Origin of the sequence: Myxococcus sp. AM011 (assembly GCF_013372595.1) — a bacterium.
In the GTDB taxonomy this organism is placed as follows: domain Bacteria; phylum Myxococcota; class Myxococcia; order Myxococcales; family Myxococcaceae; genus Myxococcus; species Myxococcus eversor.
Genome location: NZ_JABXEM010000008.1, coordinates 1 through 20,236, shown reverse-complemented (window position 1 = coordinate 20,236; position 20,236 = coordinate 1). Strand labels below are relative to the sequence as shown.

The 20,236-nt window shown below is 66.1% G+C and carries 10 protein-coding genes; 1 reads left to right on the top strand and 9 read right to left on the bottom strand.

What is annotated here, in order from left to right; all coding sequences use genetic code 11:
* The 6 genes from HUW62_RS03025 to HUW62_RS03000 form a co-directional block, all read right to left on the bottom strand.
* The gene (locus tag HUW62_RS03025; RefSeq protein ID WP_163865431.1) at positions 1–1,182 is read right to left on the bottom strand and encodes a M23 family metallopeptidase; all 1,182 of its coding nucleotides are present in this window, start codon (positions 1,180–1,182) and stop codon (positions 1–3) included.
* 96 nt (positions 1,183–1,278) lie between these two features.
* Complete coding sequence (locus HUW62_RS03020; protein ID WP_176433501.1) at positions 1,279–5,253, bottom strand: M36 family metallopeptidase; 3,975 nt, start codon at positions 5,251–5,253, stop codon at positions 1,279–1,281.
* 72 nt (positions 5,254–5,325) lie between these two features.
* On the bottom strand, positions 5,326–9,084 hold the full coding sequence (locus HUW62_RS48035; protein ID WP_217911081.1) for a choice-of-anchor A family protein: 3,759 nt from the start codon (positions 9,082–9,084) through the stop codon (positions 5,326–5,328).
* Between the two features lie 169 nt (positions 9,085–9,253).
* A complete protein-coding gene (locus HUW62_RS03010) occupies positions 9,254–11,107 on the bottom strand; it encodes a Hint domain-containing protein (protein ID WP_163865429.1) in 1,854 nt (617 codons plus the stop codon).
* 29 nt (positions 11,108–11,136) lie between these two features.
* On the bottom strand, positions 11,137–12,528 hold the full coding sequence (locus tag HUW62_RS03005) for a S8 family serine peptidase (RefSeq protein WP_163865428.1): 1,392 nt from the start codon (positions 12,526–12,528) through the stop codon (positions 11,137–11,139).
* Positions 12,529–12,736: 208 nt separating this feature from the next.
* On the bottom strand, positions 12,737–13,636 hold the full coding sequence (locus HUW62_RS03000) for a sigma-70 family RNA polymerase sigma factor (protein WP_163865427.1): 900 nt from the start codon (positions 13,634–13,636) through the stop codon (positions 12,737–12,739).
* Positions 13,637–13,838: 202 nt separating this feature from the next.
* Between HUW62_RS03000 and HUW62_RS02995 the strand changes: the two genes are divergently transcribed.
* Entirely contained in the window at positions 13,839–14,894 is a 1,056-nt protein-coding gene (locus HUW62_RS02995; RefSeq protein WP_240356335.1) for a serine/threonine-protein kinase, read from the top strand.
* Positions 14,895–14,947: 53 nt separating this feature from the next.
* On the opposite strand, the gene HUW62_RS02990 is transcribed toward HUW62_RS02995, so the two are convergent.
* Genes HUW62_RS02990 through HUW62_RS02980 form a run of 3 tightly spaced genes read right to left on the bottom strand, consistent with a single transcriptional unit; the run spans position 14,948 to position 19,681 of the window.
* Positions 14,948–16,441 (bottom strand): SpoVR family protein, encoded by a 1,494-nt coding sequence (locus HUW62_RS02990; protein WP_163865426.1) that lies wholly within the window; start codon positions 16,439–16,441, stop codon positions 14,948–14,950.
* Positions 16,442–16,481: 40 nt separating this feature from the next.
* Positions 16,482–17,591 carry a DUF444 family protein gene (locus HUW62_RS02985; protein WP_163865425.1) on the bottom strand — a complete coding sequence of 370 codons (1,110 nt, stop codon included), beginning with the start codon at positions 17,589–17,591 and terminating at the stop codon, positions 16,482–16,484.
* A gap of 26 nt (positions 17,592–17,617) precedes the next feature.
* A complete protein-coding gene (locus tag HUW62_RS02980; protein ID WP_163865424.1) occupies positions 17,618–19,681 on the bottom strand; it encodes a PrkA family serine protein kinase in 2,064 nt (687 codons plus the stop codon).
* Positions 19,682–20,236: the final 555 nt, after the last annotated feature.

Here is a 20,236-nt window from a genome sequence, read left to right as displayed (position 1 = left end):
TCAGGGCGCCGCGGGGGCCTGTCCGGCGACGGCGGCCAAGGAGACGACCTCCATCTGTCCGGCCAGCTCCTGCGCCTTGGCGAGGAAGTCCGGCAGGAGCGTCTTGGGCAGCGGGTCCGCGCGGGGGAACTGCTGGTTGAGCGGGTTGGTGTACCCGCCGCCGCGCTTCATGCCGAAGTGCAGGTGCGGCCCGGTGGAGCGGCCGGTGTTGCCCGAGTAGGCGATGACCTGCTTCTGGCTGACGCGAGCGCCCGCGCGCACGCCCTCGCCCAGCTTCGACAGGTGCATGTACTGCGTCTCGAAGCCGTTGGCGTGGCGCAGCACCACCATGTTGCCAGCCGCGCCGGCCCAGCCCGCCTGCGTCACGGTGCCGTCCGCCACGGCCCACACGGGCGTGCCGATGGGCGTGCCGTAGTCCACGCCGTTGTGGTTCTTCAGGTACTGGAGCACCGGGTGGAAGCGCGAGCCGAACTTGCTGGTGACGTGCGCGTACTTCAGCGGGCTCTTGAGGAAGGTCTTCTTCGCGCTGGCGCCGTCCGCCTGGAAGTAGTTGGGCTGCCCGTCCGGCAGCACGTAGCGGTAGACCTTCTTGGGGCCGACGAGGCCTCCCTGGTACTGGGCGGCGAGCACCTCGCCGTAGCGCAGCACGCGGCCCTTGGAGACGAACTTCTCCACCAGCGCGCGCGCGGTGTCGCCCTTGCGCACGTCCCGGTAGAAGTCGATATCCCACGCGAACACGTCCGCCAGCACCATGCCGATGGCCGGGTCCTCGCCCGCGTCCACCGCCGCCTCGTAGAGCGACGTCTGGATTTCGAGCGAGACGACGGACACCTGCTTCTCCACCTCAATGGAGCGCTTGCTGCCCACGTACTTCTCGCCGTCGCGGCGCACCTGCCACTCGTCGACCAGGCTCTGGCGGTAGTCGAAGAAGTCCAGCTCGCCGTCGCGCAGGACGATGCGGAACTGGTCGCCCACGCGGGACTTGCGGAAGTCGAACACGCCTTCCAGCGCGGAGATGACCGCGGTCACCTGGGCGTCGGGTAACTGGGCCTCATGCAGCGCGCCCGCCAACGTCTGGCGCGGTTCGATGCGGCGGTTCTTGATGTCGTACCGGACGGCGGCCTCGGAAGCGGAGGACACGGTCAGCACGGCGGCCAGGGCGAAGAGGGGGGCAAGTCGCATGGGGCGGGGAGCGAGTGTAGTGGACACCCGTGCCCCTGCCCAACTGGCGGCTCTGGTTTTTCCCGAGCCTGCCTGCCCGGCTGCTCCACCCCGTCGTCAATTCCGGCGTCGGCGCCGGGCCGTGAGCAGCAGCGCGCCGAGCAGTCCCAGGGGCCACGCGAGGCCCGCGCCTCCGCCTCCGAAGCTGGTGCAGCCGGAGTGCATCCCCGGACGTCCGAAAGACTTGTCGGTCCCCGCGTCCGGTTCACCCGCGTCGGGGAGGGGGCCCGCGTCGGGAGTGCCTGCGTCGGGTTCCTCCGTGGCCTTGGGGCGCGCCGTGATTCTCACCAGGTCGGTGGCGGTGACATCCGCGACGCTGACGGTCAGCTCGAACTCCAACTCCATCACTTGTGCCACGGTGGGGGCCGTGAAGCCCGGCCTCTTGGTGTTCGCGCCTTGAAGGGCCACTGGGGGGCCGGACAGTTGTCGCCAGGAGAAGGCGAGGGGCGCGAGGCCCACGTCGGAGCTCAGAGAGCCGTCGAGCTCCACCGGGGCGCCGCCGAGGACGCTCTGGTCTTCTCCAGCGAAGGCGCGCGGTAGGCATGGGCCCGTGGTCTCCTCGACTCGCGCGAAGAAGGGCGGACTCTCGGTGCCCTGCACGGTGATGTTGTCGATCTCCCACCCATGCGCCTCGAAGACCACGGCGGACCCCAGGCGGAAGCGGAACTTCACGTTTCCGCTCAGCTTCGTGCCGAAGTCCAGGGTGACCTTTTCGCTCCCGGGCCAGTCCTTGTTCTGCCCGGCGTAGGCGGGGCTGCCTCCCAGCGGGTTGCCCGTCCCGGATTCAAGCGGTCCCCTGTAGCCGACGTCGATGAGGCTCGAGACATCCGTCCACGTCTTGCCGGGGGCCTGGAGGAACTCGATGACTCCACCGTTCCAGTATTCGAAGGCGCCGGTCCTCGCGTCCCTCCTGAAGTCGAACCAATGGCGGTGCTCGAAGCTCAGGGAGAACGGTGTCCCCGATGGGATGACCAGCGTGGGTGACTCCAGCACCGTGTCCGCGAAGTCGTAGTGGTCCGCCGCGAACCAGACCTTCTCGCCGTTGTGGATGGGCGAGTCCACGACGCGCCACGCCTGCGTGGGCCGACCTCCCAGCACTTCGGTGCGCCACGGCGTGCGAAGGCCCTCGACCTTGTCCAGGTGGGAAGGCGCCAGGTCGTAGTGGGTCAGCACGGAGCGCGGCTGCTCGACGCGCGGCTCGCAAGCCTCGGCGCTCTCCAGGACGAGCGTGTAGTTCCCGACGCGGGAGCCCACCCGCGTCGAAGCGAGCGCGATGGGGATGGCCACCGAGGTGGACTTGAATGGCTCCACCCGACCGATGGGGAACGTGGTCCCCTCGGGGAACGACAGCGTGGCGTCAGCGCTGGAGATGCGCAGGGTCCCATCCGTCGACGCGACCGGACCGTGGTTCCAGAGGACGACCTCGACGATGCCCTGCTCCGAGGCGTCGAGCAGCCCATCCTGGTCGCACGAGCGCGCGCCGTCCTTCACCTCCACGGACTCCAGCCGCAGGTTCGAGTGGGCCCGGCCGTCCTCGACGACCTCGGTGAACTCCTCGGAGTCGTAGGGAGGTGACACGGCGCAGGTGCCCGCCCCGCGACGCGCGAAAGCGTGGGCCAGCACCTGCATGTCCCGGGGGGCATCATTCGAAATGGCGGCCATGAGCAGCGCGTCTCGCTGCTGCGTGAAGGTGACGTCCATGGGCGCCGTCTTCATGCTGGTGACGACGTAGTCGGCCATGCGCCGCCGGGCCTCGTCGAAGGAGGCGATGCGAGGCGCGCTTCCTCGCGTCTCCTCGAGCAGGGCTTGATACGCGTCGAAGAGCAGGGAGGCCCAGACCTCCCCCGCGTTGTGCATCTGCGAGTTCTCCAGGCCGTTGTCACGCAGGTAGGGTTGGTCGGGCAGCGCCACTCCATTGGCGAGGTGGCGGAACCGGAACCCGTTCTTCGTGAGGTCTCGCGAGTAGGGGGACCGGCGGACGCCGTAGTAGGTGCTGTCACCGAGGAACTGCGCGGCATAGCCGCCAATGGCATAGGTGCCATCGGCATCGTCCCCTTCCCGAACCATCAGGTGCAGGGCCAGGAAGTCGCTCCAGCCCTCGCCCATGGCCCGGCATTGGGGCGTGGTGCAGTCGATGAGGCGGCGGGACATCACATGCCCCCACTCGTGCGCCACGATGGTGTTGTCGAGCGAGGCATCCCGCTCGGGAAGCGTGGCGCGAGACATGGTGCCCGAGAGCGTGCCCCGGGTGAGCAGCTCCTTGAGCGCCAGGCCGGTTTCGTAGGTGACGGAGAGGACGGGGATGGTGGCGGTGAGCGTCGCGTCCACGTCGAACATCTCCGGCGGGGGCTCGCCGGGCGTGTGATTGATGATGATGAGCCCCGCGGCCTGGGCATTCTGGGCGTTCACCGCCTTCAGTTCGTAGAGGCAGGTGCCCCGGTCGGCCAGGACGATGGCGCCGACGACGTCGTTCTGGAGCGGCTCGCAGGCGTCGGCCGTCGGATTTCCACTGTCCACGGCGAGCACCAGCGGGAGCTCGAGCAGGTTGAAGTCCTGTGCGCCGAACTCCGCCTTGCCTGTCTCGTAGGGCCCCCCCGAGGTGTTGAACGAGCGGGTCTCCGAGGTTGCCCAGACCGAGAACTCCAGCCGGGGAGAGAGCCCGTCCCGAGGGACATAGGCGACCGCCCGGTTGCGCGGACGTGCCACCTCCCGCTCCTGGTTCTGGGTCTCCGCCAGGAGCGCATCTCCGGCCTCCCCCAACGGCCCTTGATTGACGTCCTGGGCATTGCCCGCGGCCTCGTCGAAGCCCGAGTCGTGGAAATAATCGTGGAGCCAGTTGGTGGTGTAGAAAAGCTGCGCCACCGAGGCGGCGGCCTGCGTCGAGCTGCTCAGCGGACCTGCGTTGGTGTCATACACATGCGGGAAGTCCCGGGTGCCCGGTGTCACCAGGGCGCGTGTGTCCCGGCCGTCGGTGTAGCCGTCCGGGTCGAAGTGGTCGGCATAGGCGCGCACGTTGTTGCCGGAGGTGAAGGTCGCTCCTGGCGGTAGCCACGGGGCGACTTCGCCGGAGCCAGGGGAGGGGCGTCCCTCCACGGTGACCTGGCGAGGCGACGTGAAGCCGGGCTCGACACCGTCGGGGATGCCCGTGGGATGCGGCGTGAAGTCGACCTGGGGGCCATCCAGCGGAGTCCCCTCCGCGTCGGCCCAGACCCGATAGGTATAGGCGTCACTCGCGGTCCGGTCCTCGCGCAGGAGCACCTCTCCGGTGTCCGCGTGAATCACGTAGGCGTCGCCATGGAGGCGCGCGTCCCCGGCGCGCCTGGAGAGGATATCCACCGCGTAGGCGGGAACCAGCTGGCCGGCCACGGGGTGGTAGAGCGGCGTGACGCGGGCGGGCGTCACCAGGGCGATGCCGGTGTGCTGGAGGGCGCCGCCGGACGCCACCTCGAAGAGGGGCTGCCCGGGACGCGTCAGCCCCACTTGTCTGACCTCTCCCGCGAGCGACAGCCCATGGGAGTCTCCCAGGGCCTTCAACACCGCCTCGGAGGGGGGATGCCTGAAACGCGCGTCCTTCAGCACCTGGTCCACGCCGTGATGCAGGTTCCCGGTGAGCGCCACCAGCTCCAGGTCTCTCGTCATGAGCACCTTCAGCTCCGTGCGAGCCACCTCCAGTCCCGCGACGCGCTGCCGGAAGAAGACGATGATTCCACCCCGGCCCACATCATGGACCTGATGGACATACGCGGCTTCCAGGTCCGCGGGGGAAAGTCCATACACTTGCGCCTGTTGCTCAAGGTAGGCGCGGGCCGCGGCTTCGGGCGTGTCATGACGGTGTCCCAGGCCCGCCGTGTCACTCCGCTCCGCCCAGAGCATGGTGGGAACTCCGCGCTCCGCATCCCGCGACACGACTGTCACGGCATGCGGAGCGTGTGAGGACTTTCCGACCTGTGCATCCAGGTCGGGAGTGCTGCCCGTGGGTGGCTCCACCGCGCACCCGCCGAGGAAGGCCAGGGCCAACACGACGGCGGACACACGGCTTCTAGGACTCTTGGGCACTTGACCCCCCCACGGGTTTGCACCAGTCCCACGAGGGGACTCCAACTGTCACTGGCAGATATCCGTGTCCCGCAGCCGGTTGATATGGCCTACGGCATTGCCTGCCAGTGAGCGAGCGTACATGCCGCCGACCCAGCTTCCGGCATTGAAGCTGACGTGTGCATTTGGTGCAAGGACTGTTCCGTAGAAACCATAGTCAAATGCGGTGAGTGAGGTGGCCTGCGGAAAGTTGAAGAGGATTCCGCTCTCGTCGATGCCGCCGCTGAAGACATGGCCAAAGTTGCTGAAGCGGGCGGAGGTCCCCCGGACGTTGATGATGGCGAGCGAGTTCACGGGCGCTTCGACGGAAAGCAGCGTCGCGTTCGTGAAGCTCTCTGCCTCGACCCAGAAGACATTCACCTTGGGGTGGGTGCCACGCAGCAGGATTCCGCCCCAGCTCTCCACGGTGGTGGTGCCCTGAACGGGAAGGGCGGCCAGGCGGGTGGAGAGCGTGCGCAGGGCGGCTCCTCTGGCGGCGAAGTCGACGGGCGTGCCACGACTCGCGGAGCCGCGCTGGATGCTGAGGGTTCCTTGAGGGATGAGCTGGCCTCCGTACCTGGCATCACCCCAGACGGTGCCATTGTTCAGGTTCAGGTTGATGCCCGCCACCAGGATGTTGTCGGTGTCGGTGTCCGGCAGCTTCCAGCCCACCCGGAAGTCCTTCAGGAAGATGCTGCCGCCGGCCGCGATTCGTCCTCCGACATCGATGCCCTGTTTGTAGTCCTCGAGTACGAAGAGGTTGTAGTCATTGAGGCGAACCTGGAGACAGTTCGCGACAGGCGCCTCCAGGACCGTCACGGAGATGCTCGTGGTCACATCCGCGTTGCGGACCACGATGGTGGCGATGCCTGGGGCCCTGCCGGTGACGACGCCCGCGGTGGTCACCGTGGCGATGCCGTCATTCGAAGACGAGTACAAGGTTCCCAGCGCCTGGGCGGTGATGTTCCGTTGGACGCCGTCACTGTAGAGGCCGGTGACTCCCAGGTGGCGGGTCGACCCGGGCCCATGAATGACGCCGTCTCCATTGGTGACGGACATGGAGGTCAGTTGCGCCGATGAGACGATGGGAAGGACGACGGCTTCCGCGCTCACCATCTGTCTTTGCGCGCTGATGGCGGTGACAGCCAACGACAGCGAGCCGATGGCATGGGCCGGAATCTGGAATGAGGTGGTGAAGGGGGCCTGTTCGATGATGACCGCCTTTCCCGCACCCATGACATAGGCCACCATGGGGACGAAGCCGCCCGTGCCCTCCAGAACCACGTTCACCGTGCCGCCTGGGCTCACTGGGGTTCCTGGGGCAGGCGAAACAATGCGGATGCCACCCGCGAGCACGCTCGGACCACGCGGTGCTGGCGGCTCATCGGGCCTTGTCTGGGCCTGGGAGGGCTCGAACCACTCGGGGTCGGGGCCCTCGTCGGAAAGCAATGCGACGCTGCCGCCTCCTCCGCCCGTGCACAGGGGGGGGGCGCTGGGGGCGGGGAGTGAAGGGTCGAAGGAACCGCCATTGATGGGACTGTTGAGCAACTGGATGATTCGCGTGGTGACCGCGGCGTTGCTGGGCGCCTTGAAATGCTCCAGGTCCAGGGCGGTGGCGCTCATCTGGAAGGTCGTCGTCCCCGCATCGGAGGCTCCCCCCCGTTGGTCCATCTCGGAGGCGAACAGGTCGAAGTCCTGGTTGCAGAACAGCCTGCTGGGCTGGACATTGCTGGCGGGGAGTCTCTCGATGTTGGCGCGCATGATGAGATTCCAGTACGCCGGAGGCAGGAGGTCGTCCGTCAGCGGATGGTACTTCTCCATCTTGTCGTACAACACCTTGAGCTTGTCGAAGACGAGCCCCCGTGCCTGGGGCCTCTCGATGTTCATGGCATTGCGAGTCACCAGGACGTGAGAGGGAATCACGGTCGGTCCCGCGTCAGCGACAAGGATGGGGTTGTTGAGCTGCAGGTCATCGATGGCGAGCGGTCCCGCATCGGCGCCCGCGTCGGCGGCGCCGATGGAGATCTGGAAGTTCTTTTCCAGATCATTGACGACCGTCTGCCACTCGTTGGGGAAGACGAGCTTCATGTTGTTGCGGAGGTCAACCATGGCATTCGCCATGCGCGAGCCCCCATGGGGGGTGTTCAGATAGATGATGCGGTTGAGATCTCCCTTTCCGAAGTTCAGTGCGTTCTTGTAGTTGGTCCACCTGGCGTACCGGCGAACCATCACTCCGCCCATGCCATGGGCGAGTGTGTCCACACGGGTCACCGCGGTGCCCTTCAGGCGCATCTCCAGCAGGGCCTCTCTCACCGTATTCGCGAAGACATTCCTGTTCGCGGGTGAGTCGATGCTTTCCGAGTTGGTCGCCGAATAGTCCGCACAGGTCACGTCGAGGTAGTCCTCACGGGAGATTCCCGCGTTCCACTCCCAGAACTCACAGTTCGACCAGATGTCATGAATGGCGACCACGGGTGGCCGGACCACGATGAGCTCGTGCGTGTCCGCGAAGCTGGCGCCGCTGACCGGGGTGTACGTCGTGGCGAGGCCCACCGTCCGCTGGGAGCTCTTGGTGTCACCGGGAGCAGGCAGCCCGGGGCGGTTGAAGTCCTCCGGCGCCGTGTACAAGGCAAAGGCGTAGTATTGTCCCGTGGAGATTTGCTGGACAGGCACGGTGACGATGTTGGTGGGAGCGGCGGTGCTGCCCACCGCGCCGAGCCCCCCGTTCGCGGGAATCTGGGTGTCGCCCAGCTTGAAGACCATGGAGCCGGGGCCGGGGAGTCTGGCGCGCAGCAGGACGATGGTCGCGCCGTCGGCGGCGACCGAGCTCGCCGCGGTGCCGAGTGCGGCGAGCCGGGGCAGGTTGGTCTCCACCGTCTCATGGTGTGTATCAATGAGGATGGGGTTGGGATCAATCACCTCCAGGCTCGAGAAGGCGATGTTGTCGATGACCACCGTGGAGTCGAGGATTCCATCCTCGAGGTCGCGAATCTCGAACACGAGCGTGACCTGACCTCCACCCGAGATGGCGACGTTGACGGTCTTGAAGTCGGTGATGCCCGCGTCGGGGTAGACCTGGGTGCCGTGCGGATAGGTGACCGGGAAGTAGTCGACGCCGGACGGGTCGTCCGCGAGCAGCGAGTCGAACTGGGTGTTGCCCGCGCGCGTCTTGGAGGCATCGAAGAAGTGGGCGCTGTTCACCGACGTCTGTTCAATCAGCCGTGGGAGTCCTTGCCCTTCCGTCACCTGCGCGGTGAACTGGTCGTTGTACAGGCTGCCGATGAAGTCAGGGGATTCGGCGCTTAGGAAGCGGTAGTCGAAGGACAGGCGGGTCATGCCCGGCCGGACGTTGAACGTGAGGCGGAGGGTGACGACGTCGCCAGCGGTTCCTGGCGGCGCGAAGTCAGTGCCTGGCTCGGGCACCCGGACGCGGTCGTTGACGTAGCCGGTGCTCAGGACGACCAGGGAGTTGCCCTTCCGGGGCAGGATATCCCCGAAGTTGGGCAGGACCACCGCGGCCTCGGCGGCGGGGGTGGTCAGCTGCCCGCTGACCAGGGAGCCCGCGGGAAGGTCGAGCGCCGTGGCCATTTCGGTGAAGGTGGCGAGCGTGGCTCCTGTTGAGGGCCGCACCAGATACCGGCTCGCGATGCGCTGGCGCTCCAGGTCGGGCTCCGCGCGCAAGGCCTTGGCGTGCCGCGGTGGCGGTTGGGGCTCGGGGAGGCTGGCGTCACCACACGCCACGGACATCGCGACGACGAGCGGGAGCAGGAGAACGGTGCGCGTCTGCATCAGGTTCACTCCGGTGCGTTGAGCGGGTAGGGCCGGTCGACTGCGTCATTCAGTGGGCGACAACGGGCACGGCCACCCGGTGGTCTCACACCAGGTGGCCGGCCATCTGGGGATGTGTCTTCAGCCTGGAGCGAGGCGCTCAGCCGTGGAGCGCCCCGTGGGGGGGCCTCTACTTGCGCCTGGCGGCCAGTTGGTAGTCGCGGTGCCACTTGCCCGGCAACGTGGCCAGGACGTTGGGGTTCTTGCGGGTCATCGCGATGGACTCGTACTTCCGCTGAATCTGGCCGTCGCCCACGACGAAGCCATTGGCATACACGACGGTCTGGTCCGCGCCGAGCGCCAGCTTCTCCGTGTCCGAGCCGACCTTCACGTTGTACACCTTGCCGGCGTACGGCTCGCGGCTGACCTCCACGAGCTTGCTGGGGCCCGCCTTGGTCAGGACCACGTCGCCCTTCTTCAGGGCCCTGGCCTGGACCATGCCGCGCGCCATGACCTGGATGGGGTGCATCTCCGTCATCAGCAGGCTGCGGCCGGCCTCGCTGCGGATGCGCACCATGGGAACGGTCTCCGTGCCGATGGCCGTGTCCATGACGGTGAGCGACGGCTGATGCGGGTTGAGCACCCGGTCTCCAGCCTTCAGGGCCTCCACCGGCGCCGTCTTGCCGGCGGCCAGTTCGATTTCGGTTCCCGCGGCCAGGCAACTGTTCGTGACGGTGATGGGCTTGAAGCTCTTCGCCAGCCTGGGGAGGTCCTCATTGGTCAACGTGACGGAGGTCTGGTACGTCAAGTTGTTCGCATCCGTGATGGGGATGACGATCTTCAGCGTCAGCTTCACGTCGTCCTGCACCTGACGGCAGCCGTCATCGAAGAAGGCGGCGTAGGCGCCCGTCAGGTCCCAGGAGAAGGTCTTCTTGTCCGCGCTCAGGGCGGTCCGGTTCCAGAACTGCCCCATCTTCGCCTCGATGAGGTTCCCATCCGTCACATCGCAGCCGCCCCCGGCGTTGGTGAGGATGAGCCTGAGGTGCCCCACGTCGTAGGTCGCCATGCCGGCGGCCAGGTCGGTCTTGAACTGGTTGATCTTCGCCTGGTCGAAGACGTGCTCGGGCGTCGTGAGGACGATTTCCCCCTTCAAGGGCATCTTGATGGCCTGGGGCGTGCCCGTCAGGTCGTAGTCGCAGTCCTGGGTCCAGGTGCGGTTGAGGCACACGGAGATGAGGTTGTCATTGAGGACCGTGTCCACGGGGGCGTAGATGGTGGCGGGCGACACCCCGGGCCGGATGGAGGTGGTCCCAGGGGGCGTGCCGAACTCGGAGAAGAGATACGAGTCCTTGAACCCGTCCTCGGAGTCCTCCACCTTGTAGGTGGAGACGCGGTAGCGCCCCAGCCGTGTGAGCGCCAGGTTGGCCTCCGCGGAGGCCGTCAGGTGCTCACCCCCGTCGAACTCCTCGACCCAGGCGAGCGCGCTCAGCGGATACCCTGTCACGTCCGTGAAGTTGGCGTCCGTATAGGTGTAGTAGGAGCCCCCGGGGATGGTGGAGGTGGCGGTGACGGAGCCGTCGTTGGCTTCCTTGGTGCCCTCACCCGCGTTGGCCTGGTCGAAGGCATGAACCTCCTTGATTTCGGCGGACGGTGCCAGGTCGCGCCCCTCGGGCGGGAGCAGCCCCGGTGCGTGGCCTTGCGCGACATGCTCCCGGTGTCGCTGCTCCAGGGCCTCGAACAGGTACGGCGAGTTCTGGGGCGTCTTGCCCGCGAGCTTGAGGCGCGCCAGCGCGAAGCGGTACTGCGCGGGGTCCGCCAGGTTCAGGCGGATGCGGACGTCGGGCCTGGCGATGCCGTGCAGGTATCGCTGGTCATCCTGATAGGTGGCCCACTCCTTCTGGGTCAGCCGCGTCGCGTCGCCGAGTCCCCGAGCGGTGCGACCGAAGTTCGCGATCTGCTCTTCTCGGGGGGTGGACGTGCATCCCGACAACAGCGCCAGGCACGCGGTGCTACCCATCACCAGAAAACGACGCATTCGAAACATGGTGTTTCCTCCTCCGCTTGGGACGGCTTTCACTGACACACTTCCTCGAAGTCGGGGCAGCAGTCGTTGAACTCCAGACAGCTGGGGTCGCAGAAGCAGCCATCCGCGGCCTGTCCACACAATCCCTTGCAGCTCGCGGTCTCCTCGATGCAGTGATAGTTGCCCTGGCTCAGGTCACTGAAGAGCAGCACGTTCGGAGAGCCTTTGAGGTCGCTCACGCAGCCCAGCGTCGCGGCGGCCTTGAGGTTGGTATCAATCTGCGCGGGCGTGGCGGTGGGGCGGGTGCTCAAATACTGGGCCACGGTGCCGGCCACGTGAGGGCTGGCCATGGAGGTGCCATCATCGACCTGGGTCTCCACGGCGCCGCCAATCCATGCGCCCAGGATGCTCACTCCCGGGGCGAAGAGGTCCACGCAAGACCCCCAGTTGGAGAACCCGGCGCGGACGTCGTTGTCGTCGATGGCCGCGACGGTGATGGCCGCGGGCTCGCTGGCGGGGGACTGGGTGCAGGCGTTCAGGTCATCATTGCCCGCGGCGACCACGACGGGGATGCCTCCGTTCACCAGGTTGGCCACCGCGGCGTTGACGGGTGGGTAGAGCGAACCGGTGAGGCTCATGTTGGCGACACAGCGCGCGGACTGCGCACGACAGTCGGTCTGGACGAAATCCAAGCCGGCGATGATTCCCGCCCAGCTGCCCAGTCCATTGCAGCGCAGCACCCGCACGGGGTGGAGGGTGGCCTCCCGGGCCATTCCATAGGTGGTGCCCGCGAGCGTGCTGGCCACATGCGTGCCATGGCCATGGCAATCAGCGATGCCCCGACCATCCAGGATGAAGGTCTCGTAGGTGCCGATGCGGCCCGTGAACTCGGAGTGCTCCAGGTTGAGGCCTGTGTCGAGCACGTACGCATGGACGCCCGCGCCCGTGTTGCCGTAGTCATTGAAGTGGCCGTCGTGGCCCTTGCGCTGGTCCGAGCGGTCGACGCCATCCGCGGGGCTCGGATAGACGGCGCTGAGCGAGACCTGCTGATTCTCCTCGATATACGCCACGCCGGGCTCCCGGCGCAGCCTGTCGAGCTGCGCTTCATCCAGTCGCGCGGCGAACCCGGGGATGACGGTGTATGCGTGCAGCAGCGCGTTGTCGCCACCCGCGCGAGCGATTCGGCTCGTCACCGCTTCGATGGCCAGTCCGGTGACGCCCTCGGAGAAGACGACGACATACTCGTCGGGGATGCGGAGGTGGGCGGGCGCCTTGCCCAGGCGCGCGAGCTGGCGTGAAGTCGCGACGCCTTCGACGTGCGCCGGGGCGGACCGCTGCTCCTCGCAGCCGCTGCTCCAGCCGAGGGTGAGCAGCGCCAGCAGGGACAGCGCCTGGGGCTTGAGTCGATGAAGTCGGTGGGGGTTCGTCTGCTGAGGCCGCATGAGGGCTCCGCGGGTGGCGGGTATGGGAGTCCCGCGGAGCCGTGAGCACCGTCAGGACGCGCTTTGAGTGAGCCGGCGATGCCGAGGCTCCGCCGGGACCGTCAGGCTGGAGGGGTTGCGCGGTGGGGACCTGGGGACGCCCTGCCAAGGCAGCGCTCGCCAATGAATGACGCCCGCTGGAATCAACCTATGCAGAAATTCTCAATATTCACTTAGAGTGAATAGTTTCATTGAGGATGCGACTGAGGCTGAGGTTGATCCGGCTCTCCACGGTCCGCAGGACGCTGGTGAACTCCTGGGAGGAGAGGTCCAGGCGTTCCTTGAGCAGGCGTCGCGTCTCTTCATTCACGGTCTGCTGCGCGCTCTGGAGCCAGCGTGAGACGGTGGATTGGTTGACGCCGAAGAGCGCGCCAATCTTTGTCGTGGAGAGGTGGTCCACGAAGTGGAGCCGGAGCAGGTAGCGGTGCTCGCCAGGCAGGGTGGCGAAGGCGTCTTCCAGGGCCTGGCGGAACTCGTCGTGATAGCGCCGCCGGATGGCCTCGATTTCAGGGTCCGAGTCCTGGGCGGGGAGCAGTTCCATCAGGGCATCGCTCAGCGGGCCCTCGTCGTGAGGCTTTCGCAGCAGGCTCAGCGCCGTGCGCAGGCAGATGACCCGCACCCAGTTGGAGAGGGTGCCCCGGCCGGAGTAGTCGGCGATCTTCGGTGCCCCGTCGGTGCGTACCAGCAGCCGCTCCCGGACTCGCTGGCGGATTTCGTCGACCACCGCCGCGGACAGCCGCATGTGCGCGAGCGCCGAGGACAGGCCCGCCATGTGGTGCCGCTCGAAGGCGGCGAGCGCGGTGGGAAGGCTCTCGGCGCAGGCGCAGGCGAGGAAGAGGTCCGCTGGGACGAACTGGGAGAGCAGTTGCTCCAGCTTCTCTCCAGGCGCCTGTCGTGGAAAGTGCGTGGCCAGGTGACGGACGAAGCTGTCGGCACTCAGCGGGACATCTGGCCATTGTTCACACCCCGCCCTCCAACAGCGGAGCAACAGGTGCTCGAGGTGGTCGGGGGAGAGGGCTCCCTTGCCCTGACAACCCACACGCGCGAGGAATAACGCTGCGAATGCCAAGTCCCCCTCCTTCCCGCGCACCACTATACGGCGCGGACTGACTTTGCTGGCTATGCAGGTTAAGCTGGGTGAAGGTCGTCTTTGGGCATGAAATGGGGGAGCCCCAAGGTTTTCCGAAGGGCAGCCATTTCGTGCGAGTCTTCACTCGGGGTATGTCAGGGGGTGCCAAATCCTTTCAGCCAACTGCCTGTGCGAAGACGACGTGGTGGGCCTGATGGAAGGGCGGCTGGAGACAGGGGCACGGGCCCAGGTGCATCACCATGCCGCCGGATGCCCTGCCTGCCGTGAGTTGCTGGTGGCCGTCGTTCGCAGCGAGGCCTTTGCCGTGGACCCGGCTTCGGCGGAGCCGGTGCCTGCTCCGGAGCGAGGCCCTCCCCTGGGGGCGACGTGGAAGCCGCCGACGGAGCTGGACGAGTTCCGCCTGATGCGGCTGTTGGGGCGAGGTGGCATGGGGGCTGTCTACCTCGCGCACGACACCTCGTTGGACAGGCTGGTGGCGTTGAAGCTGAGCATCGCGCTCCAGCCGGACAGGAGCACCCTGGAGAGCTTCGCCATCGAGGCGCGCGCCATTGCCCGCATCAAGCACCCCAATGTCGTCACGGTGTTCCGAGCGGGGGAGGTCGCCGGGCGGCCGTACCTCGTCTACGAGTACGTGGATGGCAAGAGCCTGGCGGAGCTGAAGCCGCCGCTGCCGTGGCGGTACGTGCTCGACATCGCGGTGGGGCTCGCGCGGGGGTTGAGGGCCGCGCACCAGCGCGGTGTGCTCCACCGCGACCTCAAGCCGAGCAACGCCATCCTGGAGACGGACGGCACCATCAAGCTGCTCGACTTCGGCCTCGCGGCCTTCGTGGGGACGGACCACTGCACCCCCTGGGCGGTGCCCGGTGTCGTCGGCACGCCGCGCTACATGGCCCCGGAGACGCGCCTGGGCGCGCCCGCCACGCCGCAGAGCGACCTCTACGCGCTGGGGCTGCTGCTGTACGAGCTGTGCACGGGGACGGTGCCTCGAGCCTCGCGGCAGGCTCCCGCGGCCATGGGCCTTGCGCTGTCGGAGCGGGTGCCTGGAATCGCCCCCGACTTCGCGGAGGCCATCGAGCGCTGCCTCATGGAAGACCCCGTCGGGCGCTTCGGCCGGGCCGATGCGTTGTGTGTCGTGCTGGAGCGGCTGACCTCGGCGGGCTCCGACGCGGCGTTCCCTCCCGCGAGGTCCGCGTCAGCGCCGGAGCCGCGCCCCTGGGCGGCGCTCAATCCCGTCTGAGGTCCTCGCGGTTCCCCCGGGCGCGAGCGATGCGCCCGAGGGGAGGCGGAAAGCTACAGCTCGACCTTCTTCTCCGTCTGCGTCGTCCCGTCGAAGCGGAGCATCACGCCCTTGTTGTCATAGCGGGTGATGATGTTGACGGGCCTGCGCCAGAGGGACTGGAGGTTCTTGAGCGTCTCGCGCGCGTAGTCGCCCTTGAGGTCCTGGCCGTCGTGCTTGTGCGCGAGCAGCAGCTCCCCGCGGTTCTCGTGGTTGGCGTCCACGACCTCGATGATGGGCTGGCCGAAGTTGGTGAGCCCCTGGAGCAGCTTGCTCTTCACCTTGCGGAACTCGCGGTCCAGAATCTCCCACGAGTTGCGTTTGTCATTGAATCCATACACGAAGAGCTTCTGCTCCATCGCGAACTCGGGCGTCAGGAACGTGTCGATGAAGGTGATGTCGTTGTAGTGCTTGCGGACCTCGAAAATCTTCTCGCGGCCGGCGCCCGACTTCTTGTCCCAGGAGCGGCGGGCGCGCAAGTCGTCACACTCGTCCCACTCCTTGCCGAAGCGGCCCTTGTTCCACCGCTCCTCGATATCCCGCCACAGCTCGATGCCCAGCTTGTAGGGATTGATGGCGCCGGGACGCGTGCCCATGGTGCCGGAGTGGTGGTCCGCGTAGTCGATGATTTCGTCATCGCGCAGGGCGCGGCGGGTCATGATGGTGGAGTGCCAGTAGCTGGCCCAGCCCTCGTTCATGATTTTCGTCTGGCCCTGGGGCGCGAAGTAGTGCGCCTCCTCGCGCAGAATCGCGAGGATGTCCGACTCCCACGGCTCCAGCGGCGCCTCTTCCAGGAGGAAGAGCAGCACGTCGCGCTGGGGGCGCTCGGGGAACTTCTTGGCCCGCTGCTTCTCGTCCTCCACCTTCTTGCGCTGGGAGTCGAGGAACTCGGACGGGTTGATGTAGCCGCGCATGTACTCGCGGCCGACCTTGAAGCCCTCCACGCCCTCATTGGCCTTGAGCTCGTCCGCCGCGCGCTTGGGGTCCGGGTTGCGCCGGATGTGGGGCGAGTGCTGGTCGATGAGGTTCTCCAGACTGAGCGTGCGGTCGATGAAGTCCTCGACCTTCTCCACGCCAATCTTGTCCACCCAGCGGCGCACCCGCGTGGCGTGGTTGGCCATCTCGTCAATCATCCGCCGGTTGGTGTGGCGGAAGGAGAAGTTGTTCTTGAAGAAGTCGCAGTGTCCGTAGACGTGGGCCATGACCAGCTTCTGGTCCACCTCCGGATTGCTCTCCATCAGGTACGCGTAGCAAGGGTCATTGTTGATGACGAGCTCGTAGATTTTGCTGAGCCCGTACTCGTAGCCCTTGGCGAGCTGCTCGTATTCCATGCCCCAGCGCCAGTGGGGGTAGCGCGTGGGGAAGCCGCCGTAGGCGGCCACCATGTTCATCTCGTCGTAGGACACCATCTCGAAGACGGTGTCGAAGAAGTCGAGGCCGAACTCCTTCGCGTAGCCGTGGATTTCATCCCTCAGCGCGGCGAGGCGGGGTGTGAGGCTCTTGGGCATCGGGAAGTCGCTCCGAGGGGCACGTGGGGGAGGCCAGACGTCAGCGGCCCTTGCCGAGGAAGTCCTTGATGGACGCGTAGATGGCGTCCTTGTCCGCGATTTCGCTGAGCGCGACGTTGGGCGTGTCTCCCACCGCTTCGCGCAAATCCTTGATGAACTGACCGCTGCCGTAGGGGGACTCCACCTGTCCGTAGGCGAACTGGTTGACGTTGGGCAGCACGTCGTTGCGCAGCATCTCGATGCACTGGCGCGTGTCGTCCGCGCTCCAGTTGTCACCGTCGCTGAAGTGGAACGGGTAGATGTTCCACGCGCTCTTCGGGTAGTCCGACAGGATGATGTCCCGGCAGAGCTTGTAGGCGCTGGAGATCATCGTCCCGCCGGACTCGCGGGTATGGAAGAAGGTGTCGCGGTCCACTTCGCGCGCCACCGCGTCGTGGATGATGTAGCGCGCCTCCAGGCCCTTGTATTGGTGCCGCAGCCACGTATCGAGCCAGAAGCTCTCGATGCGGACGATCTCCTTCTGCTCGTCACCCATGGAGCCGGACACGTCCATCATGTAGATGATGACCGCGTTGGTCTCCGGCAGGTTCTGGAGCTTGTAGCTGCGGTAGCGGCGGTCTTCTCGCGTGGGGATGATGACCGGGCGCGCGGCGTCGTAGGTGCCCGCGGCGATCTGCCGCCGCAGGGCCTGCTTGAAGGTGCGCTTGAAGTGCCGGAGCGACTCCGGACCGGTGGTGTTGATGCCGGTGTAGCGAATCTTCTGGGTGACGAGCCGCTCGTTCTGGCGCCGCTCGATGTTGGGGAGCTGGAGCTCCTCGCCCAGGATTTGCGCCAGCTCCTCCAACGTGACGTCCACCTCCAGGGCGTGGTCTCCCTCGCCCTGGCCGGCCTGGTGTCCCTCCCCGGGCTCCACGGCCCCGGGGCCGAGCTGCTGACCCACCTCACCCTCGCCCTGTCCGACGCCGCCCTGCTCCTTGTGGCCGTACTTGAAGCGAGGGATGTCGATGAAGGGAATGGGGATGCTGATGGCATCCTTGCCCTTCTTCCCAATCATCTCGCCTTTCTGCACGTACTTGCGCAGGTTGGCTTTGATCTTCCCGCGGACGATCTGCTTGAAGCGGGAGTGGTCCTGGTGGATCTTCAAGGTCACGACGGCTCGCCCTTCTCCTGAGGTGGTTACTCCTTCGCGTCGCCGCGGGCGAAGATGCTCGCCACGAAGTTCAACACGTCGGTGGAGCAGATCTCGCAGTAGCCGTAGTTCTTCATCATCCGGTCCTTCACCAGGTCGATCTTCTCCTGGGTCTCCTTGTCCACGACGGAGGAGACGAGGTTCTTGAGCTTGATGCTGTCCTTCTGGTCCTCGAACAGCTTCAGCTCCAGCGCCTTGTGCAGCCGCTCGTTCGTCCGGTAGTTGAAGGTCTTCCCCTCCACCGCCAGCGCGCCGATGTAGTTCATGATTTCGCGGCGGAAGTCATCCTTGCGGCTGTCGGGGATGTCTATCTTCTCCTCAATCGCACGCATCAGGCGCTCGTCGGGCTCCTCGTAGAGACCGGTGTACTTGTTCTTGACCTTCTCCTTCTGGGTGTAGGCCTTGATGTTGTCGATGTAGTTGCCGCACAGCTTGCCGATGGCGTCCTCGTCGGCGGAGATGGCGCGTTGGACTTCGTTCTTGACGATGTCCTCGTACTCCTGCTTCACGGAGGTGAGCAGCTCCTTCATCCGCTTGCGCGCGTCCTCGTTGCTGATGAGCGAGTGCGTCTTGAGGCCCGCCTCCAGCTCGTTGAGGACCATGAAGGGGTTGATGCAGCCGTCTCCCTTGTCGCTCACCAGGGCGTTGGAGATTTTATCCTGGATGTAGCGCGGAGAGATGCCCTCCAGGCCCTCCCGGTTGCTCTCCTTGCGCAGCTCCTTGATGTTGTCTTCGGTGAAGTTGGGGAGCGTCTTGCCGTTGTAGAGCTTGAGCTTCTGGAGGAGGGAGAGGTTGTGCTTCTTGGGCTCCTCCAGGCGGGTGAGGACGGCCCACATGGCGGCCATCTCCAGCGTGTGCGGGGCGATGTGCTTGCCCTTGATGGCGCGGGAGTTGAAGTCCTTCTCGTAGATCTTCACCTCTTCCGCGAGCTTGGTGATGTACGGGACGTCAATCTTCACCGTACGGTCGCGCAAGGCCTCCATGAACTCGTTGTTCTCGAGCTTCTTGTACTCGGGCTCGTTGGTGTGGCCGAGGATGACCTCGTCGATGTCCGTCTGCGGGAACTTCTTCGGCTTGATTTTGTGCTCCTGCGACGCGCCGAGCAGGTCGTAGAGGAACGCGACGTCCAGCTTGAGCACTTCGACGAACTCGATGATGCCGCGGTTGGCGATGTTGAACTCGCCGTCGAAGTTGAAGGCGCGCGGGTCGGAGTCGGAGCCGTACTCGGCGATTTTGCGGTAGTTGATGTCGCCGGTGAGCTCGGTCGAGTCCTGGTTCTTCTCGTCCTTGGGCTGGAAGGTGCCGATGCCGACGCGGTCCTTCTCGCTGAAGACGAGCCGGTGGACGTGGATGTGGTCCATCACCCGGGCGAAGTCACCGTGGTACTGCGTCATCAGGTCCTTGAAGACGAAGCGGCACGCGGGGCACAGCTCGGAGCCGTCCGGAATCGTGTGGCCGGACTCCGGCGGGGAGATTTCCGCGTAGACCTTGGCGCGCCACTCCCGGGGAACGAGGTTGAGCGGCTCCTCGTTCATGGGGCACTTCATCTTCTCCTTCACGGTGGTGCCATCCGGCAGCTTCTTGTCGGTGGTCCAGGAGAAGGTGTACGCGGCGCCCTCGGGTGTCTTGGAGTAGTCCTCCGTGCCCTTCTTGAGCAGGCGGGCGATGGTGGACTTGGAGGAGCCGACGGGGCCGTGCAGCAGGATGACGCGCTTCTCGGTGCCGTAGCCCTGGGCCGCGGACTTGAAGACGTTCACCAGCTTCATCAGCGGCACGTCCAGGCCGAAGATGGCGTCGCGGCCGCCGAACTTCTCGTCGCTGAAGAAGTGGTAGCGGATGAGCTTCTTCTTGTTGTCGATGTACTCCGTCTTCCCGTGGCTGAGGATCATGTCGTAGATCCTCTGGAAGGCGGTGCGTGTCACCTTGGGGTTCTTGCGGACCACTTCGAGGTAGTCCTCGAAAGAGCCTTCCCAGGTGAGCTCTGCGTAGGTCTTCGCGTCCTGGAGCGCGGCGATTTTGGAGACCCACGAACCCTTTTCAGCGTCCTTCATGTCTCTCCCTCGGGGGCCGGCCAGGGGTGCGAAATGTTCACACCCGAGGGGGCCAGAATGGTGAACCTGGAGGGCTGGATTGCCATTCCACAACCATCCCGCCGAGGTCCCAGGCACGACAGCCCTGCAGCCAATTCGGGACCCCGCCGCGGAATGGGACCGCGCGTTACGCTCGTGTCAGGGGCTGGACGCCGACCAGGCGCGCCCCCTTCACGGGGTGAAGAGGCAGAGGTGATTATAGGGCCGCTCCCGCGAGGGGGTAGATGCCCCCCCCGAACGCGAAGGGTATTGAACGCCTGAGGGGGTTTCCGGGCGCCTGCCGAGCGCCAATTGTCCGCTGGTTGTGGGGCGGCGTCTCCGTTCGCTCCACATGTCGGCGCCAGGGTTTGCACCCGTGCGAGGAAATAGCGGCGACCAGGCGGGCGACCCGGGCCTGGAGGGTGATACATTCGCCCGTTTCCGCACGCTGGGCGGCCCCGGTGGAGGCACACGCACGGTGAGGCCTCGCGCGTTCCGGGGCGGGCCGCGCCGAGGGGGAGGGGCCTGGAGTGGGAG